Annotated in this window: 23 protein-coding genes; 14 read left to right on the top strand and 9 right to left on the bottom strand. The window is 68.0% G+C overall.

What is annotated here, in order from left to right:
- Positions 1-203: 203 nt before the first annotated feature.
- The gene (locus tag ACFC8N_RS17320; RefSeq protein ID WP_351621051.1) at positions 204-1,196 is read left to right on the top strand and encodes a helix-turn-helix domain-containing protein; all 993 of its coding nucleotides are present in this window, start codon (positions 204-206) and stop codon (positions 1,194-1,196) included.
- Between the two features lie 175 nt (positions 1,197-1,371).
- Here the strand turns inward: ACFC8N_RS17320 and ACFC8N_RS17325 are convergent, their stop codons facing one another.
- The 3 genes from ACFC8N_RS17325 to ACFC8N_RS17335 form a co-directional block, all read right to left on the bottom strand.
- Positions 1,372-2,331, bottom strand: a complete 960-nt coding sequence (locus ACFC8N_RS17325) for a 3-hydroxyacyl-CoA dehydrogenase NAD-binding domain-containing protein (protein ID WP_362820391.1) — start codon at positions 2,329-2,331, stop codon at positions 1,372-1,374.
- 216 nt (positions 2,332-2,547) lie between these two features.
- Positions 2,548-3,114, bottom strand: coding sequence for a hypothetical protein (locus tag ACFC8N_RS17330; RefSeq protein ID WP_362820393.1), 567 nt, complete (start codon positions 3,112-3,114; stop codon positions 2,548-2,550).
- 415 nt (positions 3,115-3,529) lie between these two features.
- Positions 3,530-4,723, bottom strand: coding sequence for a PucR family transcriptional regulator (locus ACFC8N_RS17335; protein WP_376288656.1), 1,194 nt, complete (start codon positions 4,721-4,723; stop codon positions 3,530-3,532).
- Positions 4,724-5,020: 297 nt separating this feature from the next.
- Here ACFC8N_RS17335 and ACFC8N_RS17340 point away from each other — a divergent pair, with 297 nt between their 5' ends.
- From ACFC8N_RS17340 to ACFC8N_RS17355, 4 genes are all read left to right on the top strand, one after another.
- Positions 5,021-6,709 (top strand): alpha-keto acid decarboxylase family protein, encoded by a 1,689-nt coding sequence (locus ACFC8N_RS17340; protein ID WP_376288657.1) that lies wholly within the window; start codon positions 5,021-5,023, stop codon positions 6,707-6,709.
- A 55-nt stretch (positions 6,710-6,764) separates the two neighbouring features.
- Positions 6,765-8,033 carry an aromatic acid exporter family protein gene (locus ACFC8N_RS17345; RefSeq protein WP_376288658.1) on the top strand — a complete coding sequence of 423 codons (1,269 nt, stop codon included), beginning with the start codon at positions 6,765-6,767 and terminating at the stop codon, positions 8,031-8,033.
- Between the two features lie 151 nt (positions 8,034-8,184).
- Positions 8,185-8,967 (top strand): alpha/beta fold hydrolase, encoded by a 783-nt coding sequence (locus ACFC8N_RS17350; protein WP_376288659.1) that lies wholly within the window; start codon positions 8,185-8,187, stop codon positions 8,965-8,967.
- A gap of 32 nt (positions 8,968-8,999) precedes the next feature.
- Positions 9,000-9,656 carry a LuxR C-terminal-related transcriptional regulator gene (locus ACFC8N_RS17355; protein ID WP_362820401.1) on the top strand — a complete coding sequence of 219 codons (657 nt, stop codon included), beginning with the start codon at positions 9,000-9,002 and terminating at the stop codon, positions 9,654-9,656.
- A gap of 62 nt (positions 9,657-9,718) precedes the next feature.
- Here ACFC8N_RS17355 and ACFC8N_RS17360 read toward each other — a convergent pair whose 3' ends face one another.
- A complete protein-coding gene (locus tag ACFC8N_RS17360) occupies positions 9,719-11,449 on the bottom strand; it encodes a DUF3533 domain-containing protein (protein WP_376288660.1) in 1,731 nt (576 codons plus the stop codon).
- Positions 11,450-11,855: 406 nt separating this feature from the next.
- Positions 11,856-12,905 (bottom strand): Lrp/AsnC family transcriptional regulator, encoded by a 1,050-nt coding sequence (locus ACFC8N_RS17365; RefSeq protein ID WP_376288661.1) that lies wholly within the window; start codon positions 12,903-12,905, stop codon positions 11,856-11,858.
- A 96-nt stretch (positions 12,906-13,001) separates the two neighbouring features.
- Here ACFC8N_RS17365 and ACFC8N_RS17370 point away from each other — a divergent pair, with 96 nt between their 5' ends.
- Positions 13,002-14,162 (top strand): lactate 2-monooxygenase, encoded by a 1,161-nt coding sequence (locus ACFC8N_RS17370; protein ID WP_376288662.1) that lies wholly within the window; start codon positions 13,002-13,004, stop codon positions 14,160-14,162.
- A gap of 557 nt (positions 14,163-14,719) precedes the next feature.
- Positions 14,720-16,810 (top strand): SpoIIE family protein phosphatase, encoded by a 2,091-nt coding sequence (locus ACFC8N_RS17375; protein WP_376288663.1) that lies wholly within the window; start codon positions 14,720-14,722, stop codon positions 16,808-16,810.
- A gap of 370 nt (positions 16,811-17,180) precedes the next feature.
- On the opposite strand, the gene ACFC8N_RS17380 is transcribed toward ACFC8N_RS17375, so the two are convergent.
- A complete protein-coding gene (locus ACFC8N_RS17380; protein ID WP_376288782.1) occupies positions 17,181-17,786 on the bottom strand; it encodes a thiamine pyrophosphate-dependent enzyme in 606 nt (201 codons plus the stop codon).
- Between the two features lie 42 nt (positions 17,787-17,828).
- Positions 17,829-18,605 carry an IclR family transcriptional regulator gene (locus ACFC8N_RS17385; protein WP_376288664.1) on the bottom strand — a complete coding sequence of 259 codons (777 nt, stop codon included), beginning with the start codon at positions 18,603-18,605 and terminating at the stop codon, positions 17,829-17,831.
- A 100-nt stretch (positions 18,606-18,705) separates the two neighbouring features.
- Here ACFC8N_RS17385 and ACFC8N_RS17390 point away from each other — a divergent pair, with 100 nt between their 5' ends.
- The 3 genes from ACFC8N_RS17390 to ACFC8N_RS17400 are packed head-to-tail and all read left to right on the top strand — an operon-like array spanning position 18,706 to position 21,575.
- A complete protein-coding gene (locus tag ACFC8N_RS17390; RefSeq protein WP_376288665.1) occupies positions 18,706-19,902 on the top strand; it encodes a CaiB/BaiF CoA transferase family protein in 1,197 nt (398 codons plus the stop codon).
- The gene (locus ACFC8N_RS17395; protein WP_376288666.1) at positions 19,899-20,663 is read left to right on the top strand and encodes an enoyl-CoA hydratase/isomerase family protein; all 765 of its coding nucleotides are present in this window, start codon (positions 19,899-19,901) and stop codon (positions 20,661-20,663) included. Before ACFC8N_RS17390 ends, ACFC8N_RS17395 begins: the two co-directional genes overlap by 4 nt.
- Before the next feature lie 15 nt (positions 20,664-20,678).
- The gene (locus ACFC8N_RS17400; protein ID WP_376288667.1) at positions 20,679-21,575 is read left to right on the top strand and encodes a bile acid:sodium symporter family protein; all 897 of its coding nucleotides are present in this window, start codon (positions 20,679-20,681) and stop codon (positions 21,573-21,575) included.
- A 363-nt stretch (positions 21,576-21,938) separates the two neighbouring features.
- Here ACFC8N_RS17400 and ACFC8N_RS17405 read toward each other — a convergent pair whose 3' ends face one another.
- Together ACFC8N_RS17405 and ACFC8N_RS17410 are read right to left on the bottom strand one after the other, a co-directional pair.
- The gene (locus ACFC8N_RS17405) at positions 21,939-22,397 is read right to left on the bottom strand and encodes a helix-turn-helix domain-containing protein (protein ID WP_362820412.1); all 459 of its coding nucleotides are present in this window, start codon (positions 22,395-22,397) and stop codon (positions 21,939-21,941) included.
- 364 nt (positions 22,398-22,761) lie between these two features.
- Positions 22,762-23,352 carry a TetR/AcrR family transcriptional regulator gene (locus ACFC8N_RS17410; RefSeq protein WP_362820413.1) on the bottom strand — a complete coding sequence of 197 codons (591 nt, stop codon included), beginning with the start codon at positions 23,350-23,352 and terminating at the stop codon, positions 22,762-22,764.
- Positions 23,353-23,518: 166 nt separating this feature from the next.
- Here ACFC8N_RS17410 and ACFC8N_RS17415 point away from each other — a divergent pair, with 166 nt between their 5' ends.
- From ACFC8N_RS17415 to ACFC8N_RS17430, 4 genes are all read left to right on the top strand, one after another.
- Positions 23,519-24,148, top strand: a complete 630-nt coding sequence (locus ACFC8N_RS17415) for an isochorismatase family cysteine hydrolase (RefSeq protein ID WP_376288668.1) — start codon at positions 23,519-23,521, stop codon at positions 24,146-24,148.
- A 426-nt stretch (positions 24,149-24,574) separates the two neighbouring features.
- Positions 24,575-25,498 (top strand): MFS transporter, encoded by a 924-nt coding sequence (locus ACFC8N_RS17420; RefSeq protein ID WP_376288669.1) that lies wholly within the window; start codon positions 24,575-24,577, stop codon positions 25,496-25,498.
- Positions 25,499-25,649: 151 nt separating this feature from the next.
- Positions 25,650-26,345 (top strand): SDR family oxidoreductase, encoded by a 696-nt coding sequence (locus ACFC8N_RS17425; RefSeq protein WP_362820417.1) that lies wholly within the window; start codon positions 25,650-25,652, stop codon positions 26,343-26,345.
- Positions 26,346-26,523: 178 nt separating this feature from the next.
- On the top strand, positions 26,524-26,832 hold the full coding sequence (locus tag ACFC8N_RS17430; protein ID WP_362820418.1) for a putative quinol monooxygenase: 309 nt from the start codon (positions 26,524-26,526) through the stop codon (positions 26,830-26,832).
- The last annotated feature ends 121 nt before the right edge of the window (positions 26,833-26,953 follow it).

Raw genomic sequence — 26,953 nt, forward strand, 5'->3', positions numbered from 1 at the left:
CTCGGCCGCGGCCCAGGGCCGACGGCTGCGCGGTGGCCGCCCGCGGCGGCTTCACCCGATACGAGGGTGGCGCTGCCCGCAGGCCCCCGGGCCAGGGCCTCCTTTATGACATGGAAAATGTCGACGGGGCAGCTGCGGCGCAAAGACATAGGTGGCCGACATCCGCCGGCCGGCGGGCAGGCGACATGAAGGCGGAAAAGGGCATGACATTCAACGTACTGGGACTGGCAGAGGAGACTGAGCGCGTCTACGCCGTGCTGGTCCATACGCCCCACGCCACGGCTTCGGAGCTCGCCGGCGCCTGTGAACTGTCCGTTCCCTCCACCACACGGCAGCTGGCCGATCTGGTCAAGGGGGGCCTGGCGACGCGGGCCACCGGCCGACCGCCCCGGTTCACCGCGGTGGCCCCCGACATCGCTGTCACCGCGCTGATCCGCCGCCGTGAGAAGCAACTCGATGAGGCACGGTCGCAGGTGCACCGGCTGATGGAGGCACACCGGGAGGCATCCCGGATCAGCAGCCCGGACCTCGCGGTGGAACTCCTCACCGAACGCGCCGACGTCAGTACCGCGGTGCAGTGCATGACCACCCAGGCACAGCGCGAGATACGAGCCTTCGACCGGCCCCCCTACGTCGACCGGCCTGGCAGCAACCTCGACGAGCAGATCAAGCGGCAGCGCCGGGGCGTCGCCCACCGGGTGATCTACGACCGCGCCGCCGTCGCCTGGCCGGGCCGCCTCGCAGACGACATCCTGCCCAGTGTCCGAGCCGGCGAACAGGCGCGTGTCCGTACCGAGCTGCCGCTCAAACTCGTGATCTGCGACAGCCGGGTCGCGATCATCCCCATCAGTTCGGCGCCGGGCGGTCAGTTGGCGGCGTATCTCGTGAAGAGCTCACCGATGCTGGTGGCCCTGGAGGCGCTCTTCGAGGTGGAGTGGGAGCGGGCGGTTCCCCTGCCCCTGACGAACCGCACAGCCGCCGACGGGGGCCTTGAGAGCGGCACCGGCGAACCCGACCAGGAGACCCGGTCACTGGTGTCGCTGCTTGCGGCAGGGCTCACCGACGCCGCGATCGCCCGGGCCCAGGGCTGGAGCGAACGCACCACCCAACGCCGTATCCACCGCCTGATGAGTCAACTCGGGGTGAACACCCGGTTCCAGGCCGGGCTCACCGCCGCCCAGCGCGGCTGGCTGTGACATTACGCCGGATGGTCACTGGCTCGGGAGTCCCGGAGAGACAGTTGACGTCGGTCGGCGAGGCGTTCTGCGTGTAGCCGGGCAGCGGGGACACGATCCAAGATCCGGACCATGTGCGGACCAACTCGGCTCACCATGAGGCGATTCCACCCGTTACGGTGCAGGTCATCGGTCCTCACCGGGTGGGAGCGGGCGGAAGCTCACCCAGCGCTCGCATGAGGGCGATCTGCGCCTGGTCCCGCTGAGTTGCGAGTTCCTCGATGGGTCGGTCGCCGAGGTAGGCCTCGGCCTGCTCGCTCAGGAGTTTGACGGTGGCCTCGTCGAAGGTCGGGCTTCCCAGGAACTTCCAGCTCTGCTCCATCGCGGGAGCGAAATGCGAGAGGAAGTGGGCAAATCCGCCGGAACCGCCGCCGAGATGGAAACTCTGGAAGGGGCCGGCAACCGCCCAACGCGGGCCGATCGAAGAGGTGACGAGTTCGTCGAGTTCCTGCTCGGTCACCACTCCCTCGGCCACCAGGTGGACGCACTCGCGGAAGAAGGCGGCCTGCAGGCGGTTCGCGACGAAACCCGGAACTTCCTTGTGCAGGACCTGGGGCTTCTTGCCCAGGGCGCTGTAGAAGGCGCGCGCCTGCTCAACGGTCTCCTCCGAGGTGAGCCTGCCCGGAACGATCTCGACAAGAGGCACCAGGTGCGGTGGGTTGAAGGGGTGGCCGACGATCAGGCGCTCGGGCTGCTTGAGGACCGTGGCGATCTCGCCGGCCGGGAGACCCGAGGTCGATGTGGCGAAGAGCGCATGGGCAGGAGCGTTCTCCTCGATGGTGGCCCACATCCGGTGCTTGATCTCCAGGCGCTCCGGGCCGTTTTCCTGCACCACGTCGGCGTGGGCCACCGCGGCGGCCAGATCGGCCTCGAAACGCAGCCGGGCAGTCAGGTCGTCCGTCCTCATGCCCAGCTCTTCCAGCGTGGGGGCGATGTCTGCCAGACCTGCGCGGACCTGGCTCTCCGTCGTGGGAGCCGGGTCGCTGATGGTGACCTCACAGCCGTGGGCGAGGCACAGGGCTGCCCACGACATGCCGATGACGCCGGCGCCGACGATGGTGACGTTACGGAACGATTCCGCGTTCGCAGTGTTCATGGTGTGCGATTCCTTACGGGTGGTGAGCGTCGCACCGCGACATTGCATGAAGTGTTTGAGGGCTGCCGCAGGCCTGCCATGCTGACGGATGGCGTGCTTGATCTCTGTTGCCGAGAAATCGCAGGCACAATATGCATGGCGAATTTTCCGAGTTCCACGCCTGCCCCTCTCGCGCTTCTCGGGGGTGTCGGCCCCGTACGAGCCGACACCCCCACGTCACTGCGCCGGTACCTGCATGCGCCGGCTCGCGTCGATCACGGCATCACCATGGTCTTTCTCGACCTCGACATCGAGAACGGTGCAGACCCGTCCGAAGGACCAGTAGAACCCGGTCACCTGCATGATCTCGAGGATCTCGCGTGGAGTGAGGCGCTCCTTCACCGCGGAGAAGATCTCGTCGGAAACGGTCGGGGCGGCAATGACCGCGGCCACGAAGCGGATGATTGCGCGGTCATCGTCGGACAGCTCCGGGGCGTCGAAGTCCTTGCGCTCGATCGCGTCCCGTACGGCGTCCGAGACACCGACGGACGCTGAGATCGGCACGTGCTGGGTGAACTCGTATGCGCAGTCCGTGGCGCTGGCCGTGGTCAGAATGGTCAGTTCACGGTCTCGCGGGGAGAGCGCCAGCTGGGTGAACTGCGCCTGGCCCTGCCGGAGGAAGATCTCGACGGTGGCCTGCGAGTGCGACAGCATGTCGAATGCCGCGTGCTGCGGCAGCTGGTCGAGGAACTCACGCAGTTCCTTGGGAAAGTCCTGCCGGTCGGGATAGGTAAGACGGGACACAACGGCTCCTTCTGGGAATGCGACGGTGAAGTGCTGCTCTGCGACGGCAGTGGATGAGCCACTCGGTATGCCGGGCCGTCAGGCCGCATGCCATACCGTCGCCGCGTCTTCGACGTCCACACCATTTCGAATGGTTGGCCACCCTCGCCGGACTGCGGGGCGATTGCCTGCATTTGCCAATCTAGGCTTGCGTGACCGCGACGCACCGAAGCTCGCCTACAAATTCTCGTAGTGCTTACGCCAATCGGCATGGAGTCGCATTCCGGTCAGAGTGCTACCGCGACCGGGCGCGGGCGAGGCTGTTCGGCTCGATGGAACATTCGTGCCGACCCGCCGTCGACCCTCGCCGTAATTGTCGTGAGCGGTCCGCCTGCGGCGCACACCCCACGGCAGACAAGGGTGACGGAATCCTCCGTCACGTCCGATAGAGACGGAGCGCGACCAGGGACGCGACGAGTCCGTCGCCGCTGCGTGGATCGAATCCGGTGAGTTCGTGCCACCGGCCGAGCCGGTAAGCCAGCGAGTTCGGGTGCAGGTGCAACCCGCGGGCCGCGGCGGCCACCGACAGACCGTGGTCTGCGAATGCGACCACGGCCTGGGCCAGGTGGGGGTCCGTGCGCGCCGTGGCCACGGCCTTGGTGAACAGCGGAGCCAAGCGGGTGGCCTGCCCGCCGAGGCCAGCGGCGAGCCAGGCGTCGGCGAAGTACACGACACGGCACTGTTCGCCCGTCCGGGACAGCGCCTGGGTCGCGTCGGTGATGCTGTCCGCCGCCCCGGCCAGGCCGGGGCGGGACAGGCCGACGCCGATCGCGGTGGTGTCCCGCCGCGGCGGGATGGCCGCGGCGGCTGCTGCCACGGCGTCCGGGTCGTGCCGCTGACCCAGGACCAGGAGCCGGGTGCCGGCGGTGGCGCAGTGGAGTTCGCCGGTCAGGGCGGTCAGCCGAAGGCGCAGTTGTTCGGTGCGGTCGTCCTGCCAGTCCTCGGCGGGCAGGCACAGCGCCTGGAACTCGCCGTCGACTCGGTAGCCGAGCGACTGGGCCATGGGGGCCGCCGCCTCCACCTGGACGGGGTCGGCGGTGAGTGCGGCGAACAGACGGTGGGCGAGCGTGACCCGGGTGACCTGAGCGCGCCGGACTTCCTCGCCGTAGGCCTCGGATGCGTTGCCGGTGAGGACCCGGATCCAGGTCCAGATGAGCGTGACCAGATGCGTCAGGTCGCCGACGTGCTCGGGGTGGTCGGCCGTGGCCCGCTGCAGGATCAAGTTCCACGCCTCGCGAAAGGTTACGTGGTAGGCCCCGAGCATGAGTTCGATGGGCAGGCCCTGCTCGGCGCGCCGCCGCCCTAGCTCCCGGGCGTGCGCAATCTGCTCCTCCCCTGGCGGCCGCTGCTCGGCGATGCCGGCGAACAGCATGCGGCCCTGGTACAGCACGAAGTCCCGGTGTTCCTCCGTAGGCACGACGGCGTAGTCGGGGATCTCGGCCCGGATTCGCCGGACGACCTCGAGACTGATCATCGGCAGGTCGTCGGTGATGTGCGCGCAGATCTGAGCAATGGCGTTCCGGGCCGCGCCCGAGAGGGGCGTCGACAGTGCCGTGTTCTCGGATTCCACGAAATCGACCCTAGCATTTCTGGCTTTTCACCGTAGATCCAGAGCGCTGGGTGGTGAAAATCTCAAATCTCGGACGGAAGATCGGCCGGCGGGGGGGTGCGGACGCGGGGAGCCGTGAGGTCGAAGGGTGAGCGGCGAGCGGTTGACCCGACAGCGCCCCGGGCTCGTGGATTCCACAAATCCTGGCTCAGCATCTCCAGGTTTTCGCCGTAGTTTTGTCCGTTATGTAGTGAAATGCTCGAACCGTTAGCGAAAAACCCGTGGACCAGGCGCATCTGCCGGAAACCGAGGTCAGACATGACAGGCGACTACACCGTTGGCGACCACCTTCTTGCCCGGCTCGACGAGATCGGTGTCCAGCACGTGTTCGGCGTGCCGGGCGACTACAACATGGCCTTCCTCGATCGCATCGCCGAGCACGACCGCATCAGCTGGGTCGGCAACGCCAACGAGCTCAACGCCGCCTACGCAGCCGACGGCTACGCCCGCGTCAACGGGGCCGGTGCCCTGCTGACCACCTACGGTGTGGGCGAGCTCAGCGCGATCAACGGGATCGCCGGCGCCTACGCCGAATACGTCCCGGTCATCCACATCGTGGGCGCACCGTCCACGGCGGCGCAACAGGCCGGCGCGCTGCTCCACCACACCCTCGGTGACGGCGACTACCGGCACTTCGCCCGGGCACACGCCGAGGTCACCGTGGCCCAGGCCTACCTGAGCGCGGGCAACGCGATCGCCGAGATCGACCGGGTGCTGGCCACCAGCCAACGGGAACGGCGTCCCGGTTACCTTGTACTGCCCACCGACGTGGCCGCGAGCCCGGCCGAGCCGCCGACGCAGCCGCTTCTCGTACCCGCGCCGGAGGCTTCGGCCCGGATGCTGGCGGAGTTCACCGACGCCGCACGCACCATGCTGGCCGAGGCCGACACACTGGGTCTGCTCGCCGACTTCCTGGCCGACCGATTCGGTGTCCGGGCCGAGGTGGCCGAGCTGGTCGCTGCCGGCCGGATCCCGAACGCGACGCTGTCCATGGGCAAAGGCGTGCTCGACGAGAGCGCCCCCTCTTTCACCGGCACCTACAGCGGCGCCGCCAGCCACAAGCGTGTGCTCGCCGCCATCGAGCAGGCCGACGTACTGCTGTCGGTCGGTGTGCGGTTCAGCGACAGCACCACTGCATTCAGCCACCGTATCGACGCGGAGCGGACCATCGACATACAGCCCTGCGCCACCCACATCGGCGACCGGGTGTTCGCTCCCCTGCCGATGCGCGACGCCGTGCGTGCGCTGACCGGGGTGCTGGCCGAGTCGGGCCGGTCGTGGGCGCGCCCGGATCTTCCGCCGGCCTCAGCCGATGACCTGGCCGACGAGACGCCCTCCGACAGCGCGGAAGCCTTGCGTCACGCGACGTTCTGGCCGACGATCCAGAGCTTCCTGAGGCCGGGCGACATAGTGGTCGCCGAGCTGGGCACCTCGCTCTTCGGAGCGCAGGCAATGCGGCTGCCGGCCGGGGCGACTTTCATCGGTCAGCCGTTGTGGGCCTCCATCGGGTACACCCTCCCGGCGACCCTCGGCGCACAGCTCGCGGCGCCCGGGCGGCGCACGATCCTGCTCATCGGGGACGGCTCCGCACAGGTGACCGCTCAGGAGCTCGGCACCCATCTGCGGGAAGGCTGCACGCCGATCGTGCTGCTGATCAACAACGGCCGCTACACCATCGAGAACGTACTCCACGGTGGGGAGCGTCGCTACAACGACATTCCCCGATGGAACTGGAGCCTGCTCCCGGCGGCCATGGGAGGCGAGTCGGCGGCCACCATGCGGGCGAGTACACCGGCCGAGCTGAGCGCGGCACTGGCCGGCGCCGCCGATCCGGCCGACCTGGTGCTGCTGGAGGCCGTACTGCCCCCGTCGGACGTCCCGGAGGTGCTCGTGCGGGCCACGGAGCAGTCGCTCACCGCTGCCCACGATGCCGACGCGGGCCGCTGAGCACCGATGACACCCGGACCGACCATCGAGACACCCCATCGGCGGAAACAGCACTATGGATCATTTTCTCCCCGGCACGCGGCATGGAAGCACGGCGGTAATGCCGCGGGCCTGGACGACCGCGCTGCGAATGATCAGTACGGTCCGTGCGAGAGAGAGTGAGTACGTCCTGCGCCATGGCGTGAAGAGCCTGGTCGCAGCGGTGCTCGCGTGGCAGCTCATCGCCTTGTGGCTACCGGGGCAGCAACAGTTCCTCGGCGTCGGCACGGCGTTGGTCATGGCCAATGCGTCCACGGTGTACAGCTCGGTGGTCCATGCCGCGCGCCGGGTGGCGATCCAGGTGTCAGGTGTCTCCCTGGCTGTCGCCGCCGCCTGGTTGCTGGGGGCCACCGCCGGAGCCATCGTGGCCGTCCTGATCGTGGTGCTGTTCACCGGTGGACGTCGTAACGGTGAGGACCGGCTTCAAGTCGCTTCGACTGCGGTGATCAGCCTGACGGCCGCCGCAGCGGCTCCGGTCGGGCATGTGGTCGTCCCCGCGGTCTCCACCCTTGCAGGCGCCACGGTGGGAGTTGCGGTCAATGCCCTGGTCTTCCCACCGACGTATCTCAGCCAGTCCGACGCCGCCGTGCGCGGCCTGGCCCGCTGCACGGGCACGTTGCTGCGGGACATGGGCCGTGACGTTAGGGAAGGACGGTCTGCGACTCACGCGCACCTCTGGCTGGAGAGGGCACGAGAGCTGGAGCGGCAGGTCTCGGACGCTCGCGACGAGGTGCAGAAGGCTGCTGAGAGCCTGCGCTGGAACGCCCGCGCAGCCGCGCACCGACAGCACATGTCCGCAGTCTGCGAATACACCTTCGAAGCTCTCCACGGGGCGTCGTTCCAGGTGCGAGGTATCGCCAGGACTCTGGCCGACAGCCTCGACCAGGACGGCACCGACCATGGCCTGAAGCAGGGATTCGCAGTGCGGTACGGGGAGGCCCTCGAGTTGGCAGGGCAGGTCTTCCTCACATATGCCGCTCTCGGTGTGGCGGCCGACGCACGTCAGGACGATGCCCGGAGGCTGTTGCGCACAGTGATCGATCGCATGCTGACCTGGCATGCGACGGTGACCGATCTCCTCGAACACGGCGCACTGACCGATCTGAACGCATGGCAGGTCTACGGTTCGCTCGTCGCCGACGTGGAGCGACTCCTCACTGACCTGGACGGCATCGAGCCACCCGAAGATGCAGGTGCGGCCGAAGTTGTCAGCGTTCGTGGCGTACTGAGTCGACGATCCGATCGAGCATCTGTCTCGAACGTCTGTCGTGAACATCTGTCGTGACACACGGAGAGTAGACATGTCACGTGAGCCGAGAGCGAGGCGCGCAATGTCAGCTGCTGGGTCAATCGATGGCGTCGAAGCCTGGTGGTCAGGAGGCGAGTACGTCTCTCTCCGCCTGCGCGGCGTCGAGCATCTGATCTTCGTACGCCGGATGGGCAGCGGGTCCCCGCTCACACTCCTGCACGGATACCCGGCGTCGTCCCACCAGTGGGCCAAGATCGCACCCGAGCTGGCCCGCAACCACACGCTGGTGATGCCGGACTTCCTCGGCTTCGGCGCGTCCGCCAAGCCGCGCGAGCACGACTACTCCCTGATGGAGCAGGCCGATCTGGTGGAGGCACTGTGGGCGCACGACGGCTTGAGTGCCACCCGGGTCGTCGCTCACGACTACGGCAGCTCGGTCGGGCAGGAGTTGCTCGCACGACGTTCGGAGGGCTCGCTGTCTGTGGCCCTGGTCGACATGACTCTGATGAACGGCGGCATCTACCCCGAACTGCACCGGCGTACCGACGCGCAAAGCCGGCTCCTGGACCCCCAGCTCGGCCCCGTGCTGAGCGCGCAGGTCGACCTGGACCGATTCATCACCGACCTCGCCGTCACGTTCGCACCCGCCTACGACGCGCTGACCGACAGCCTGGAGATGTGGCGGACGTACAGCCGTGACGACGGACATCTGAACTCCCACCTGCTGCTGCGCTATGTCCGCGATCGGGAGACGTACCGCGATCGCTGGGTCGACGCGATCGAGGGGACAGACCTTCCGCTTCAGTTCGTGTGGGGTCTTCAGGACCCGGTCTCGGGCGCGCACATCGCCGAGCGGATCCGCCAATGCCTGCCCGGGGCACGGCTGCTCGAGCTGCCGGACGTGGGCCATTGGCCGTCGCTGGAGGCGCCGGAGCGAGTGATCTCGGCACATCAAGACAAAGGCTATTGATCGCGTATCGCGTGATAGGAGGCGACTGGTCCATGATCAATGAACCGGAGGAACGGACCGACCTCCGACAGGAGATGGCGGTCTGGCGGAACCGGTTCCTGCGGCTGCTCGACCGGTCGCCGGCGCCCACTGCGATCAGCCAGTCCGATGGATTGCTGGTGATCACCAATCCCGCATTCTCTGCCCTGTGGGGCCTGACGCCGGGACATATGCGTGATCTCAACCTGCTCGATCTGCTGGTCTCCCCGGACGAGGAGTCACTGCTCAAGATCTCGGAGGGGCTTCGATTCGGGCGTCGTTTCCGCTACCCGATTCGAGTCGAGTGGGACGCCGAGGGCATGACCAGAACCGGGCAACTCACCGTGGAACCGGTCAGCGACGAAGTCATCACTCCGACGCTGCTCATGGTGTTCCTGCACGTCGACCCGATGGCGCACGGGGCAGAACCAAATCTGGTGCAGGAGTTGTCACCGAAAGAAGAACGCATCCTGGCGTTGGTCGCGTCCGGAGCCACCTCCGCGTTGATCGCCCGGTCGGTCGGCCTCACGGCGGACGGCGTCAACTACCATCTCTCCCGGATGTGCCGCCTGCTGAAAGTGCCGAACAGGACTGCACTGGTCGCCAAGGCGTATGTCCTCGGAATTCTGAGCCCCACGTCCTGGCCCCCCGGCTCCGAAGAAGGCAAGTGACGTCGGGCGAGCCCCGCCCACTCTGTCCGGGCGAAACGGCGGAGGCGCCGGACGCCCACTCGTCACACCGGAACCGTCCCGCTCAGTCCGCTCAGTACGACGTCGTGGCATCGCGCCCTGTCGCCGATCTGAACGATGGCGGCGTGGGGCTGGTGGTCGTCCGCCGTAGCAAGAAGGAGGCAGGCTCCGGATGCCGGCGCATCAATTTCGTAAGAGCCATCGGATTGCGTGCCGATCCGGCCCAGTTGGCTCCCGTTCAGCGAGAGAAGGGTGACGGCGGCCAGGGGCACAACGTCTCCGTAGGAGTTCCGTACCCGACCGAAGACGCGGGGTGCTGCCTGCGAGGGAGCGGTCGACTCGGTGGCGTTGCGCCGGTCGGGCGCCGCGGCTCTGGGAGTGGGCTTTCCACCGGATTCGTGCTGCGTACCGCCGACTGGGGCCGCGAGGGAGACCGTGGAGCGGAAGTGTGCATGTGCGGCGGCGATCTGATGGCTCGTGAGCCGCTGGTGACCGCCGTGATCACGGATCCACGCGAAGATCAGGCCCAGGGCCAGGCCGACGAAACACCCCACGGCGATCATGATCCAGCCACGCGTCAGGCCGGCATCGCCTCGGGCGTCGAAGTAGAGGATTGCGCGAACGCCGTCGTCGATCTGCCGCATGGGTTCGAACTGGGCGAGCCACCGGTAGGGGCTGGGAACGGTCTGGAGGGGGAAGCTCCCCCCGGACGAGGGCACCGCCAAGGCGACGAAGAAGAGCATGCCCACCAGCGACCCGAGTCCTCCGACCAGCGAAATGATGGTTTGAGCGGTCACCCCGACGGCTATCGAGGCGCATACGGAGTAGATCCATAGCTGACCGAAGTGGGGTGTATCCATGTGATGGGCGAATTTACACGTGAGCAAAGTTGCTGTCGCGGTGACCGGTGACAGGACGGCCGACATGGCGGTCTTGGTCACCAGTGTTTGAGTGCGGGTGATCGGGACGGGCAGTTTGCTGGACCAGCGACGTCCGCGCTCGGCTGACTGATATCCGAGAGCGAAATCGACCGAGCTGCTGACGACACCCGCACCCAGATAGGCGCCAAGAGTGAGGACGAGGCTGACGTAAAAAGCGCTGAGGCCAAATCCGGAATGGTTGCCGAGAGGGCGATGCTCGCTCGTGTGCAACGTGACGGGGTCGGCCAGCAATATCTTCTCGGCGGTCGGGATCGCCCGGCGGCTCGTGTGGTGCGCGGGCTCCACGTGCGCAGCCAGCGTCGCGGCGATACGACTCGATACGGTGTGGGTCGTTCGCTCTCCGACGGCTTGAACCGAGGAGGTGGCCACACTGCCGGAACGGGGGTTGGTGAGCAGGTGGACACTAGGCTGCCGCGAAGCCCTCCCATGGGGCGCGACGGGGCCGGTCAAGGACAGGACGCCGCTGCTGAAATCAGCTGGAATGATCAAGGCGCCGTAGACTGCGTCTTTGTCCATCTCGGCCTCTGCCTCGCGCAGACTCAGCGTCTGCCATTCCACGCGTTGACGGGAATCCGACGCGGTCGTGATGCCCCGGACGATCTGCGGACCGAGGTGCACCTTCCGGCCGTCGACGTGCACCGCCTGGTCCTCGTCGACGATCGCGATCGGAAGGTGGTGGAGGTTGCCCGTGGGGTTGATGATGCCTCCGATGTAGGACAGCGACACCACCACGCTGACCGCGATCATGACGAGCGTCGGGAAGTACCAGAGGTTCGGTCGGCGCAGCAGATGTCGGGCGGTGGCCTTCGGCACGCCGGGAACATTGATCCTCATGGGTGTCGGATGCCTTTCGGGTTCCAGGTGGAGCTGCGGGACGAGACCTGAATGACGGTCTGCGGCTCGGTTTACGGCGCGGCCTGAGCGACGTCCGTGCGCGCCGATGCCTGTGCGGAAGTGCCGCGTGCGGTGCGCATGCCTTCCGATGCGATGCGGTCCGTCGCCGCGCATTGCCGCGCAGCGACTCGATGCGGATCAGGACCGGATTTCGATGATGACGTGCGAAGGGGCCCGATTCGCCGGCACGGCCTACAGGAATTCGTAGTCGAGGGCGCGGAGCGGTCCGCCGCCGCGTTCCCCGGCAGCTGCTCCTCGGGGGCACGGCAGGCGCCGCGTCCGGTCGGAGAGGGCGCGGAACGGGAGCGTGGAGTCCGGTGTGGCGGACCTCTGCGACGACGTGGCGTCAGTTCTGTGGTTCGGCCCAGATGTCGGGCGTGACGACGCCCGTGGAGCGGCCGTAGGGGTCGAGCAGGCGCCCGAGGAGCTTGTCGTGGCGCAGGGTGATCACACGGTCGACGATGTCGAGGCCCGGGTGGGTGGTGGCGAGCTGGGTCTCCAGGCGCAGGGCGTCGTCCACGGAGTGCAGGCTGGCCTGCACGATGAGGTTGTGGGGGCCGGTGACGGCGGCGCAGTTGCGTGTTTCGGGCAGGCGGATCAGGGCGTGTCCGACGGCGGGCAGGTCGGCGGGCGGCACCTTGGCCCAGAAGGTGATGGCGACGGGCCAGCCCCCGAGGGGGCGGGCGAAGTCACAACGGAAACGCAGGACGTCGAGCCGGGTCAGTTGCTCGACGCGGCGCTTGGCGGTGGACAGGCTGACGCCCAGGTCGGTGGACAGGGCCTGGTAGGAGGCGCGGCCATCGTGTGCCAGGCGGGCGAGAAGAGCGCGGTCGAAGGCGGTGATGTCTCCGCCGCCGTGCCGGGCCGGCTGGGGCGCGGCCGGTGCGGTGAGCTGCGCGCGTTGGTCGGGAGCGAGCGCCGCGATGCGCCATCGGCCGCCCTCGGTGAACATGTGGGTGACGATCCGGACGTCGACGGCGGTGATGCCGGGAACGTGCGGGAGCAGGTCGAGGGTGTAGCGGGACAGCGCGGGAAGGTCACTGATGGCGACGGTGGCGAGGATGTCGTGCCCACCGGCGGAGCGTTCGATGGTGAGCATGTGCGGATGACCGCTGAGGGCCTGGGCGACGGAGGCGGTCGCGCCGGGGGCACAGTCGATCTGGGCGAATGAGAGGCACATCTGGTCGAACATGCGCGGGCCGGGTGACAAGCCGACCCAGGCCATGCCGTGCTCAGCGAGACGGTTGAAGCGACGGGCGACGGTGACCGGATCCACCCCGAGGACCCGGCCGAGCTCGGACCACGAGGCCCTCGGCCGGAGTTGCAGCGCGTGGATCAGCGCGAGGTCGTCCTCGCTCAGCAGCTTGCCATCTTCCTGCATCAGCACCGGCCTCATGGCGAGAATCCTGCGTTCTCCTTCTTCCTGCTGACCAGTCTCGCACTGTGGGTCGATGAGCTCGCATCTGGCGGGCAGGAGCGGGAGGACCGGATCATGGCGTTCGCCGACTATCAGAACGAGATCTACTTCGCCGGTCTGCACGGGGTGGTACCACGCCTGCCGATGACCTACGCCGACCTTGAACCGCCGGCCCAAGCCGCGATGACCCCGTCGGTGCGGTCCTACGTCGCCGGCGGCGCAGGGGACGAGCACACCCAGCGGGCCAATGTCACCGCCTTCGAGCAATGGGGTCTGATCCCGCGCATGCTGGTCGGTGCGAAGGAACGGGACCTGTCGGTCGACCTGTTCGGCATGCGCCTGCCCTCGCCGCTCTTCATGGCCCCGATCGGCGTGATCGGGCTGTGCGCCCAGGATGGCCACGGCGATCTCGCCACCGCCCGCGCCGCTGCCCGCACCGGCGTGCCGATGATCGCTTCCACCCTGACCGTCGACCCGATGGAACAGGTGACCGCGGAGTTCGGCGGCACCCCCGGCTTCTTCCAGCTCTACACCCCCACCGACCGGGATCTGGCGGAAAGCCTGGTCCACCGTGCCGAGAAGGCCGGGTTCAAGGGCATCGTGGTCACTCTGGACACCTGGATCACCGGCTGGCGTCCCCGCGACCTGGCCGTCAGCAATTTCCCTCAGCTGCGCGGAAATTGCCTGGCCAATTACACCAGCGACCCGGTCTTCCGCTCCCGGCTCGCCCACAGCCCGGAGGACGACCCGCAGGCCGCGGTCGCCGAGTGGGTGCGGATCTTCGGCAACCCCCTCACCTGGGACGACCTGCCCTGGCTGCGCTCGATCACCGACCTGCCGCTGATCCTCAAGGGCATCTGCCACCCCGATGACGCCCGCCGCGCCAGGGACGCGGGTGTGGACGGCATCTACTGCTCCAACCACGGCGGACGCCAAGCCAACGGCGGCCTGCCGGCCCTCGACGCCCTGCCGGAGGTGGTCGAGGCCGCCGACGACATGCCCGTTCTGTTCGACTCGGGCATCCGCACGGGAGCCGACGTCGTCAAGGCCATCGCCCTGGGTGCCACAGCCGTAGGCGTCGGCCGGCCCTACGCATACGGCCTGGCCCTGGACGGCGCGGACGGCATCGTCCATGTGCTGCGCTCCCTGCTTGCCGAAGCCGATCTCGTCATGGCCGTCGACGGCTACCCCACCCTCGCCGACCTCACGCCCGACACACTCCGCCGCGTCCGCTGACAGGATTTCCGGGGACGGCCCGCCGCGGTCGTGCAGGGCCGCCCGCGGCGGATGACGCCGCCAGCCGTCACGACACCATGACGACATCACGCTCGGGCCAGGGCACAAAGCCGGTGTGCCAGGTCGCGTACCGGCTTCGCACCGAGCGCCACCACGAACCGCACCCGACCCGTACCCCTCGCCAGAACGTCTGCTGTCGGCTGTGCACGAGCCTGGTGCAGCGTCGCCACCCCGTAGGCGCGCAGGGCACTGCCTCGCCATAAGTACCACGGAGGGTGGGAGGCGGGCCGTCCCGCGCCGGCTGTGCGTCCGGTGTGCGACCCCAACTCGGCAGTCCGTGTCGAGACCAGCCGCCGTCATCTGATCGTGGGCCTTCTGCGGCTGGATGATGTCGCACCCGACCGGCAACGCCCCGCCTCCCTTCACTCTGGTGAGCCAGAGCGCTCGACAACAGCGGACCGAGGCCGCAACGGCGGCAGCACGTCCGACAACTCTCGCAATGTGCGGGAGCGCCACACAGGCGCCAGGAGCAGGCTGGATGGTGGAGGTGGGTTGCCATGGCGCAAGACGAAGCCATCTCGCCCGTCGAGGGTGCCGCGGTACTGGAAGCGCTGTTCCACCAGTCCCCTACAGGTCTGCTGATCCTGGACACGGAGCTGCGAATCCTACGGATCAACCTCACCAGGCCGGTTCTGCACGCCGTGCCCCCTGAACAGATCACGGGCCGACACGTCACCGAGGTGTATGACCTTTCCGCACCCGGTGAGGTCGAGGCGATGCTGCACGGCGTGCTGGAGAGCGGCGCGCCCGCACAGGGGCGACTGGTGGGGGTGCGTCCGAAGAGCGGCGCGCCAGGGCCGGAGTACCTGTTCTCCGTCTCGGCCTCTCGCCTGGAGGACTCGCAGGGGAGGATCTTGGGGCTGCTGACGGAGATGCTCGATGTCACCGAACGCGAAAGGGTGGACGCCCGCCTGCGTGTCCTCGGCTCCGTGCGCGAGCACGTGGGACAGACCCTCGACGTGGTGGCCACTTGTGAGGAACTGGTGCAGGCAGTGGTGCCGGACCTCGCTGACATCGCCGTGGTGGAAGTCGTGGACGCAGTGGTGCGTGGCGAGGAACCTCCGCTGAGCCCTCTGGGACCGGTACCCCTGCGCCGTGCCGCCTACGGCCACCGCGGCGGCGAGGAGCAGATCGGGGCCCATCCGGTGGGCGACGTGCGCGCTCTGCCCTTTCCGACGCCTTACGCACAGACGCTGACCGACCTCAAGCCCCGCCTCGTCGCCCTGAACCCCGACGCGCCGTGGCTGGCAGCCGACCCGCCCCGCGCCGAGGCGATCCGTGCATCCGGTGCCCGCTTTCTCATCACAGCACCCTTGACGCTGCGGGGAACCGTGCTCGGGCTGCTGAGCCTGTACCGCACCGACCAGGCCGACGTCTACGACGAGGACGATGTCACCCTGGCCCTCGCAGTGGCCGCTCACACCGCGCTGTGCATCGACAACGCCCGCCGCTACACCCGCGAACACGCCATCGCCTTGACGATCCAGCGCCACCTGCTGCCTCCACACCCTGCGCCCCGGACCACCATTGAAACCGCGCACCTGCACGTGCCCGCCGTGGTGGGCGGAGGCGGCGGGTTCGACACTTTCGCCCTGCCCGGCGCCCGCACCGCACTGGTGGTCGGCGAAGTCGCCGGCCAAGGCATCCACGCGGCCACCACCATGGGACAGATACGGACCGCCACCCACTCCCTGGCCGCACTCGACCTGGAGCCCGACGAACTACTCGCCCGCCTCAACGACACCGCCCTCAGCCTGGCCCAGGAACGCGCAGCCCTGCCACCCGGCGACCCCATGCCGCTCACGGGAAGCTGCGCGTACGCGGTCTACGACCCGCTCGCCCAGACCTGCACCATCGCCCTGGCCGGCCATCCTCCACCTGTCATCGCCCATCCCGACGGGACCACCGAGATCCCCGACCTGCCTGCCGGGCCTCCTCTGGGCACTGCCGAGGGACCCCCCTTCGCCGCCACCACCGTCTCTGTGGCCGACGGCAGCGTCCTCGCCTTCTACACCGTGTCCCTGCTGAACACCTCACCGTCTCCGGGCACCCTCCAACGGGTGCTGGCCCACCCTGAGCGGCCACTTCAGGATCTGTGCGACGACGTGCTCTACCGGCTGCGGAACGACTTCCCCCACGGCGACGTCATCCTCCTCCTCGCCCGCACCCACCCGTTCCCCGCCGACCAGGTCGCCACGTGGCATCTCGACCACGACCCCAAAGCCGTCGCCACGGCCCGCACCCACGCCCGCCACCAGCTCATCTTTTGGGGAGTCGATGAGGAGACCGCCTACACCACCGAAATGATCGTAAGCGAACTGGTCACCAACGCCGTCCGCTACGGCACCCCGCCTGTCCGGTTGCAGCTCATCAAGGACCGCACACTCACCTGCGAGGTCCACGACAGCAATGCCCTCGCACCACGGCTGCGCCACGCGAAGACCATCGACGAAGGCGGGCGCGGCCTGTTCATCATCGCCCAGCTCGCACAGAACTGGGGTGTCCGCTACACGCTCGACGGCAAGACGGTCTGGGCCGAGCAGACTCTCCCGCCCGCAACCACAGCCCGCCCCCAACAGCGGGCATAGGTTTGTCACGACACGCATCACTCCGCGCCCGCCCGGAGTTCCCCCCGGACCGCGCCATTGAGATGCCGGGCTACCCGCACCCGCCAAGCCCACCCGTCACCGGCTACTCCAGCCTGGGCCCGGGCCTATTACGAGGTGTGGAGCCTGGCGAACGGCATGTGGCTGAGGAACGAGACGAGCAACGGTCCGTTCGGACCCCCGCACAGTCCCAGATTCATCTACGGCCCGCGCGCAGAGCTTGCCAAGGTCGTCACCGAACTCCTCGACGCCTGCGAAGGCAAGAATCAGGTCGACATCGTCGGGGCCTTTTATGCCCTTCCCGTCACCCCCGCTGAACTACTGGCCTCCGCAGTTTCGCGTCGCTGGAAAGTCAGGCCGGCCTGAGCTGTACGTTGTCGCGGTGCTGCGGGCCGCGAGGCCCGTAGTCGATGTCCGCGCCAGTGTCGCTGCTGGTCATGACCGCGACAGGAGCGTCGTAGGGATCCATGACCGCCTCGATGAAGATCAGCGTGTCGTTGGGCGCGCTGAGGGCCTCCGCCAGGTCCGCGGGAGTCTTGACGACGAACGACCGCGCCGTGGTGTCCGGGCGGAGCACCCTCGGTAGATCCGCGTAGGCCCAGGTCGCGATGTCGTTGTACTGCTCGGTTCTGCCGAGGTAACCGCGTTCGATGGTGTATCCGCCGTTGTTGATCAGGAAGATCACCGGCTTGCGGTCGTGCCGCAGGATGGTCGACAGCTCCTGCGCGGTCAGCTGGAACGAGCCGTCACCCAGGAACAGCAGGTGCCGACGGTCCGGTGCTGCGGTCAGCGTGCCGAGCAGGGCACCGACCGAGTAGCCGATCGAGCCCCCAGTTGATCGATCCGACGAAGGTGCAGTCCGGTGGCAGCTGCAGGCCGAGGAGGGCGTACGACGTGCCGTTGTCGAGGAGGAGCACGTCCCCGGCCCGGAGGTAGCCGGCGTTGGAGGGGCCGGTATCGGCGCCTCCGAGAGACGTGCCTCGTCTGTGGACCCACCCTCTCAGCCGTCACGTTCCGCCATGGGACTGTTTTCGGGGTCCTGCCCATCCCACAGGGACGTTACGCGCGCGGCGGCGTCGCGGACCAGGATGCCGTACTGATCGCGGAGTTCGTCGGAGAGCCGGTAGGTCGGCACAGAGATGCTGAGGGATGCGGCCGGCACCCCGGTCGGATCCAGGATCGCCGCAGCGACAGCGCTCACATCGTCGCGCCACATCCCGGTGTTGATGGCGTAACCGCGCTTGCGGACCGTGGCGAGAGTGGCACCCAGCGCCTCGGCATCCGTCACGGTCTGCCCGGTGTACTTGGTCAGCGAGTGGCGGGTGATCGCGTCCGCCGGCAGGTGGGCGAGGATCGCCAGCCCGGAGGCCGACGCGTGGAGGGGAGCGCGACCGCCGACCCAGGAGACGTTGCGGACGGTGTGCGTGCTGTCGATCTTGTCCAGCAGGATCACGCTGTCACCGTCCACGATCGTCAGGTGGATCGTTTCGCGGGTCTGCCGGGCGAGGTCCGCCATCGCGGGCGCTGCGGCCTCACGGAGCAGGCGCTCGTGGCGCAGTACGTGCCCGGCCAACTTCAGGGGCCTGGCCGTCAGTATCCACCGTGTGTGGCCGCTGCTGTCCAGCGGGCGGATCCATCCCACCTCGGCCAGCGTGGTCAGACTCCGCTGCACGGTGCTCTTGGGCAGATCCAGCTCCCGTGCCAGTGCGCCCACACCGACCGGCTGAGCCTCGGCGAGGGCTTCGAGCACGGAGAAAGTCGTGAAAACGCTACGCATCCGTTGACGCCTCCTGACTGCCCACCTACTTTTGTGTCGCACAGTAGCACAGGCGTGCCGTAATGCGGCACAAATTCACGGCGAGTCCTCAGGAGATGCGATGGCGGGTCCCCTCGACGGCGTGCGGGTTCTGGACGTCAGCCAAGTGATGGCTGGTGCCTATTGCGCGGCGCTCCTCGCCGACCTGGGCGCCGATGTGATCAAAGTCGAACGTCCGGCCGGCGACGAGCTACGTGGCTGGGGAGCCGACTTCCCCGGCGGCCAGTCGCCGGCATACATGGCGGTGAATCGGAACAAGCGCGGGATCGCCCTGGACTTGCGGGACGAGCGGGGAGCCGCCGCGCTGCGCAGGCTCAGTGCGGGAGTCGACGTCCTCGTCGAGAACTTCAGGCCGGGCGCCATGGAGCGGCTCGGCTGCGACTATCCCCGACTCGCCACACGGAACCCGCAGCTGGTCTACTGCTCGATCTCGGGATTCGGCCAGGACGGCCCGCTGGCCGGCCGGGGCGGGTACGACCTCGTCGCCCAGGGCATGTCCGGGATCATGAGCGTCACCGGGGAGCCCGGTGGCGCGCTGGTCAAGGCGGGCGTGCCGATCTGTGACCTCACCGCGGGGCTCCTGGCCGCCAACGGTGTGCTCGCCGCCTATGTCCACCGTCTGCGTACCGGCGAGGGACAGTACGTGGACACATCTCTGCTGGAGGCCGGTATCTCCCTGATGGTCTGGGAGAGCGCCGTCCTGTTCGCCACCGGGCAGGTAGCCGGCCCGCTCGGCTCGCAGATGCGACTCGCGGCCCCCTACGAGGCGTTCCGGACTGCGGACGGCTGGCTGACCGTCGGCACACCCAATCAGCGGATGTGGGAACGTCTCGTGGAGGCCTTGGCATGGCCGGGGCTGGGGACGGATCCGCGGTTTGCCGATCCGATGTCCCGCATGACCAACCGCCCGTCGCTGACCGAGGAACTGCAGAAGAGGTTCCTGCAGCACACCACCGAGCAGTGGATGGACGTCCTCCTGCCGCACGGCATCCCCGCCGGACCTGTGTACGACATCGCTCAGGTCTATTCCGACCCGCAGGTCCGGGCCAGGCGGATGCTCGTCGAGGTCGAACACCCCACGGCGGGGTTGGTGAAGCACATCGGCGTGCCCGTCAAGTTCTCCCGCAGTCCGGCCGTCATCGATCGTCCGGCCCCGCTGCTGGGCGAGCACACCACCGACGTGCTGACCGAAGCCGGCTTCGGCCCATCCGAGATCGAGACCCTGCTCGCCGCGGGCGTGGCCAAGGAGGAGAAGTGAGCGCAGTCCAGCTGAGGCACCACACCCCGCACATCGTGGTGATCACACTCAGCAACCCGCCCGTCAACACGCTCTCATGGGAGAGTCGGGCGCACCTGAAGACGGCCATCGACCGGCTGGAGGAAGAGCCGGAGATTCGTGCGGTCGTCCTCACCGGGGCCGGAGGTGTGTTCACCGCAGGCGCGGACCTGGCCCAGGACCAGCGGATGACCCGGACCGAACTGCCCGCTCTCGTGGCGGACTTCGAGCGGATCGTCGACGGCCTGGAGAGGTTCCGCGCTCCGGTGATCGCCGCGGTCAACGGCCCGGCCGTCGGCGGCGGGTTCGAGCTGGCTTTGGCCTGCGACATTCGTGTCGCATCGAGCGAGGCGTCCTTCGTCGCGGCCGGTGTCAACGTGGGCCTGATGGCCAACTTCTGGCGCCTCGCCAGGATAGTGGGACTCGGACCGGCCAAGGAGATCCTCTTCACCGGCGAGCGCTACGGAGCCGAGCGGGCCGCGGCCTGGGGACTGGTCACCGAGGTATGCGCACCCGAGGCGCTCATGCACGTAGCGCTGGCGAAGGCGGAGCGGATCGCGACCCGCGCCCCCCTGTCGGTCGAGGCCACCAAGCGGTGCGTGAACGACGCCCTGGAGATGAGCCGGGACGAGGCGCACCGGCGACAGGTCGACGAGCTGGCCGAGTTGTTCATGAAGGACGACCACAAGGAGGCATTGCGTGCCTTCTTCGGCCGGTCGGTCGGCGAATACCACCGGCACTGATCCTGAGGAGTGACGTTGCACAGCTCTGTCCTGACCACCGTGCTGTTGCCGATCGCCCTGGCGGTCATCATGCTCGGCCTGGGTCTTTCTCTCACCTTCGCCGACTTCGCCCGCGTGATCGGTGCGCCGCGCGCAGTGGGCACGGCACTGGCCTGCCAGCTGGTGTTGATGCCCGCGCTCTGTCTGGCGCTGCTTGCCCTGACCGCAGCCGACCCCGACACCGCGGTCGGGATGCTGCTCCTGGCCGCATCACCCGGCGGAACGCTCGCAGCCGTCTACAGCCACCTCGCCCGCGGTGACATCGCGCTGAACATCACCCTCACCGCGGTCAACTCACTGATCTCCGTCGTCACACTGCCGCTCGTCATGTGGGGCGTGACCCGCCACTACGTCGGCCACGCCCACAACATCGGACTGCAACCGCAGGGCGTCGTCACGCTGATCGTCACCGTCGTGCTGCCGGTGGCTCTGGGAATGGCGCTGCGGCGCCTGCGCCCGGGCCTTGCGCGGACTCTCGGCCAGACGGTACGGATCGTCTCGCTCATCGTGTTGGGGGTGGTCGTCGTCGGTGCGATCCTGCAGAACGCCGAGCAGCTGGGCCGGTCCCTCGGCTCCGTCCTTCCGCTCACGGCGGCGTTCAGCGTCCTGAACCTGGTCATCGGCTACTGGGTTCCCCGCCTGGCCCGCGTCGAGCGGCCCCAGGCAGTCGCCTCGTCGATGGAGATCGGCATCCACAACGGTGCGCTCGCCGTCACCATCGCCCTCAGCCCCGCATTGCTGAACATGCCGGCCGCCGCGGTGACACCCGCGATCTACAGTCTTGTCGCCTTCATCACCGCGGCGGTGGCAGCCTCCCTGCTCGCCCGGCGGTCCCGCACACTGCCCGTAATGGAACCGGCGAGCAGCACCTGACCGCCGCGTGAGGGCCGTGGAGGTGTGGTCCGGCGCAACGGTGGTGTTCTCCTGCATCAGGGACCGCCACTCGCCTCCGAACCGGGTGATCACGGCCCGCGAGCTTCCGGCGCATCGGGCAGTCTGTGGACCTGATCGACACGGGACGGTTCGGAGGAAGGCGCGCATCACTGGTCCGCGCGCGCCAGCTGGAACGTTGAAACTCCGCGCCATGGTCCGCCGGCGCGGAGTCACCGATCCCAAGTGCTTCCAAGCCGCAACCGTGAACAACGGCAGAACGGGGTTCCGCACCTCGGCCGCGACAGAGATCATTCCCTAACCACCTTGCAGCCGGGCGGAATTGGGCAACCAAGTCCTACGCCATCAGGCCCCGGGCCCCGTATTCATCACGAACGTCACGCCTTCGGCGGGCAACTCGTGGCCGTCGTCGTCGACGAACCCGACCCGCACGGCCTGACCGGTGGAACGCATTCGCCGCAGAGAGGAGGGTCCAGACGGGCGAGGGCGGTGGTGGTCGCCCCACTGCTGGAGAGCCGCCAGCACGAGTTGCAGCTCCTGCCCAGCCGGAGTCAGGTGGTAGCTCAGCCGATGCCGACTGCCCGGCTCCTGGTACGTCCGCGTGCGCAACACACCGGCCTCGCTGAGAAGCTTGAGCCTGTCACTGAGCAGGTTCGGCGCGATGCCGAGGGATGACTGGATTTCGGCGAACCTGTGCTTGCCAGCGAAGATGTCGCGCAGGACCAGCAGAGTCCAACGCTCGCCAAGCACTTGCAGGCTGCGCTCGATGGAGCAGGCCGGCGAATCGTCCGTGGGACCGGACACCTTCCTCGTCGATGGCACTGCCACCCCACCTTCCACATCTCTGCCGGATCCTCACGCATGCCACGCGACCGCATGGCATGACCGAATTGTATACCTGAGTATCGGATCACTATCCAGTGTGCCGCTTGAGCGTCCAGAACAACCACTGGCCTGAGACCGGCGTGACGGCGGGACGACGCGGAGGGTGAGTCCGGCTCCGCCCGCACAGCGATCGCGGCCCACGCGGCCGGCGGCCGCCTCCCCCACGGGACCGGGGGCGCCCCGCTGCCGTCACCGAGCGGGACACCTCACCACATACGGAACGCCGCTCGTGACGCGCACGGCATCGACACCGCGCGTCGGGGCAAGCCCGCCGGCACACGCGTCAGACGGCAGGGGACGAGGTCCGTGACCCGCCGTTCTTGAGTCGGCCGGCTACTGTCGCGAGCAGTTCGTCGGAGAGGTTCTTGTCGGCCACGGCCCTGGACATGAGCGTGGCGCCGACCAGGGCACTGAGGGTGAGCATCGCCTCGGCCTGGGCCTCCTCCGAGTCTTCGCCGAGGCCGGCGAGCAGATCCAGGTACGTGCGGACCTGCTTCTCGTAGGCCTCTTTGAAGTGCTGGTCGCCGCGTCCGGCGGCGGCGCCGAGCGTGACCAGGGCGCAGCCGGTGGCCGGCGCGTCGCGGTGCTGCTTCCCGAGGTAGGCGTCGATGAGACCGGCCCTCGGTTCTCGTTCGTTCTTCCGCGCGGCTCTCTCCATTTTCGCCGAGCCCTCGGCCAGGGCTACGGCCGCAGCCTGGGAGATCAGGTCGTCCCGGGATGCGAAGTGTTTGTAGAAGCCGCCGTGTGTCAGCCCCGCCTCCTTCATCAGGTCCGCGATGCCGGGGCGCGTGACGCCCTCCGCGCGGATCTTGCGGGCTGCGATACGCAATACCCGCTCGCGGGACGCCGCCTTCTCCTTCTGCGAGTGCCCCATGTCGGGTCTTCCTTTCGAGGGAGCGGCTTGCCGCCCACCGGATGGATGACGTTCATCATACACATGAAGTGAATCCTGACTATGAGCTGCTGATACTTGACTACGAGGATGATGCGAGTAATCCTGAATCTAGATGTTGTTCATCATCCACATTCGAGGAGAAGCCGTGCCCGAGACCTACGACCCCAGCCGCACAGCCGTTCTACTGGTCGACCCCTACAACGACTTCCTTTCCGAGGGCGGCAAGATCTGGCCGCGGGTGGAGCCTGTAGCGAAGGAGGTCGGCCTGCTGGACAACCTGCATTCCGTGGTCGGCTCCGCCCGTGAGGCCAGCATGCGCGTGGTGTTCGTCCCGCACCGCCGCTGGCAGCCGGGCGACTACGAGACCTGGGACCACCCGAACCCCTCACAGCGCAAGATTCAGAAGTCGCACAGCTTCGCCCGCGGGACCTGGGGCGGGGAGTTCCACCCCGACTTCCAGCCGCAGGCGGGCGACGTCGTCGCCCAGGAGCACTGGGGCTCGAGCGGGTTCGCCAACACCGACCTGGACATGCAGCTCAAGCAGCACGGCGTCACTCACGTGGCAGTGGTCGGCCTGCTGGCGGAAACCTGCATCGAGGCCACCGCCCGTTTCGCCATGGAGCTCGGCTACCACGTGACGCTGGTCCGGGATGCCACAGCGGCCTTCTCCCCCGAACGAATGCATGCCGCACACGAGCTGACCGGCCCCACCTACGCTCATGCCATCGTCACCACCGCAGAACTCGTCACCGCGTTCCAGGACGCACAGTCGTGAGCCTGATGCCGACCAGGCGACGGCCCGGTGAAGCCGACCCCCCTCGCCTTCCCGATACGCCCGCCCCTGCCCTCCTGGCTGTGCGAGGAGGCGCAATGACCGCACTGTCCACGACCTCGGGCGTGAAGCGCGGCACCATCACCGTCTTCGCCACCGCCACCGCCATCACCGTCTCCAACATCTACTTCACCCAGCCGCTTCTCGAATGAATCGCACAGGGGCTGGGCGTCCCCTCCGCTGCGGCGGGCATCGTCGCCACGACGGGGCAGATCGGCTACGCGCTGGGCATCGTCGTGATCGTCCCTCTTGCCGACCGCGCACAACTGCGCAGGATCTCGAGCGTTCTGCTCGCCATCACCGCACTGGCGCTGCTCACAGGAGCACTGGCCCCCTCGATAGCGGTGCTGAGTCCTGTCGGTCACCACCGTGCTCCCGCAGCTCATCATGCCGACCGTCTCCTCGATGGCCGCGCGCGGCCAGGCGGGCCGGGCCCTGGGAGCCGTCGGTACCGGCCTGACCCTGGGAGCACTGCTCTCCCGTACCGTCTCCGGGGCCCTCGCCGAAGCGACCGGGACGTGTCGCGCCGGCTACTTCGCCGCCGCGGCCGCCACCGCCCTGCTCTTGCTCGTCCTGCCCCGGTACATGCCGGAACAGAGCCCGCACGGCGGCCAGGACAGGATCGGCTACCTGAAGCTGCTGGCATCCCTGCCGCGGCTCATCGTCGGGCATGCTTCCCTGCGCCTGTCCGCAGTCCTCGGCGCGACGGGATTCGCTGCCTTTTCCGCGTTCTGGGCGACGCTGGCCTTCCATCTGCCCCAGAAGCCCATCGAGCTCGGACCGGCCGCGGCAGGCCTTTTCGGTCTCGGCAGCGCGCCCGGCGCACTGGCCGCCCGCTACTCCGGTCGGCTCACCGACCGCTACGGCCCCGACATCGTCAACACCGTCGGCTTGGCGTCCGCCGGCATCGCCTTCGTCGTCTTCCTGTTCGCCGGCGACTCCGTGGTGGCCCTCGTGATCGGTTGCAACCTGCTTGGCTACGGCACCACCAGTGCGCAGATAGCCAACCAGACCCGGATCTTCACCGGGCCCGCCGCCCTACGCGCCAGGCTCAACACCGTCTACGTCTTCGCCTTGTTCGCCAGCGGCGCGATCGGCTCCAGCATCGGCCTGGCGCTCCTCGAAGCACACGGCTGGACAGTGATGGCCTGGGAGGGGATGGCCTTCCTCGCCGTCGGAGCGCTGTCCCTGACGGTCCATTCCGTCAGGCAACGCCGCACATCCGGGGTGCAGAACTCCGTAGAAACAGGCCCGTGTGTCGCCGTCGGCCGCCCTGTCGGCAAGGGCGGCTGAAGCCCGTGGCGAAGGACGCCGGCCTGCTGGACAACCATCTCGCCGGACCGCAGGAAGCGCCCTTGACTTTAAGAATGAAAGTCAGGTGGAATTGCTACCGCCGACGCCAGACCTCGGCCCACGTGCAACACCGAACGGATAGGACATAGACATGCAGATTCAAGGCAAGGCCGCCTTGGTGACGGGCGCCAACCGGGGGATCGGCCAGGCGTTCGCCCGAGTGCTCGCCGAGCACGGCGCCACGGTCTACGCCGCCGCACGCCGCCCCGAACAGATCACCGATCCCGGGGTGGTGCCGATCCAACTGGACGTCACGGACCCTGCCACCATCGCCACCGCGGTCGAGGCGATCGGCGACCTCTCCATCCTGGTCAACAACGCCGGCACCGCCTTCGCGGCGTCGCCGCTCACCGCGTCGCTGGACGACGCCAGGCGCGAGTTGGAGGTCAACTACCTCGGCACCTGGGCTGTGACCCAGGCCTTCGCTCCGACGCTGTCCCACAACGGCGGCGGCGCCGTCATCAACATGCTGTCCGCCGCATCCTGGCTGGCCCTGGAGCAGGCGCCCGGATATGCAGCGAGCAAGGCAGCGCAGTGGTCGCTGTCCAACGCGATGCGGTTGGCCCTGCGCTCGCAGGACACCCGCGTGCTCGGTGTGCACGTCGGGTATGTCGACACCGACCTGTCCGCCAATGTCGACCAGCCCAAGATCAGTCCCGAGGAGGTCGCACGAGCCGCGATCAGGGGACTCCTCACCGGCCAGGAGGAAGTGCTCGTCGACGAATTCAGCCGCCAGATCAAGTCCGCGCTGCCCAACGACATCGCCGCGCTGTACTCGACCCGGTGACGGACGGCTGACTCATGAGCGACCTATGATCAAGGCTGTTGGCGGCGCCAACGGTTGTGGCACGCTACCGTGCCGCCACCAGTGGCGTAGCGGCCGGTGCGGTGCATCATGGGAGTACGGCTTCACCCCGAATCCCACGTTCACGGAGCGGGAGACCGTCCCGAGAGGTTTTGCACGTATGCCCGTTGTCATCGCCCGCCTGATCCCCGCGCCGGGCAAGACCCAAGAGGTGCTCGACGTGTACCGCGAGCTCGCCCCGCTGGTCCATCAGGAACCGGGATGCAAGCTCTTCGCACTACACACCGATGGCAAGGACGTCTTCATCGTCGAGCACTGGCTCACCTCCGAGGACTTCCAGACGCACCTGGCCAGCTCGAATCTCCAGCGGATCAGGGACGCGACCAAGCCCCTACTGACCCAACCCAGCGAGATCTGGCCGGTGCAAAGCGTCCCCCTCGGCGACCCCGACAAGGGCGTGATCCACTAGCGATCCACTGTCTGAGCCGTCACAACAGCGTGTCGATGCAATGCCGGCGCGAGACTCCATGCGGCCCCGCATGGGCCTCCCCGTACACGGCCAGAACAAGTCTTCCACCAGATTCAGAGGC

Source organism: Streptomyces sp. NPDC055966, assembly GCF_042269865.1.
Lineage (GTDB): Bacteria > Actinomycetota > Actinomycetes > Streptomycetales > Streptomycetaceae > Streptomyces.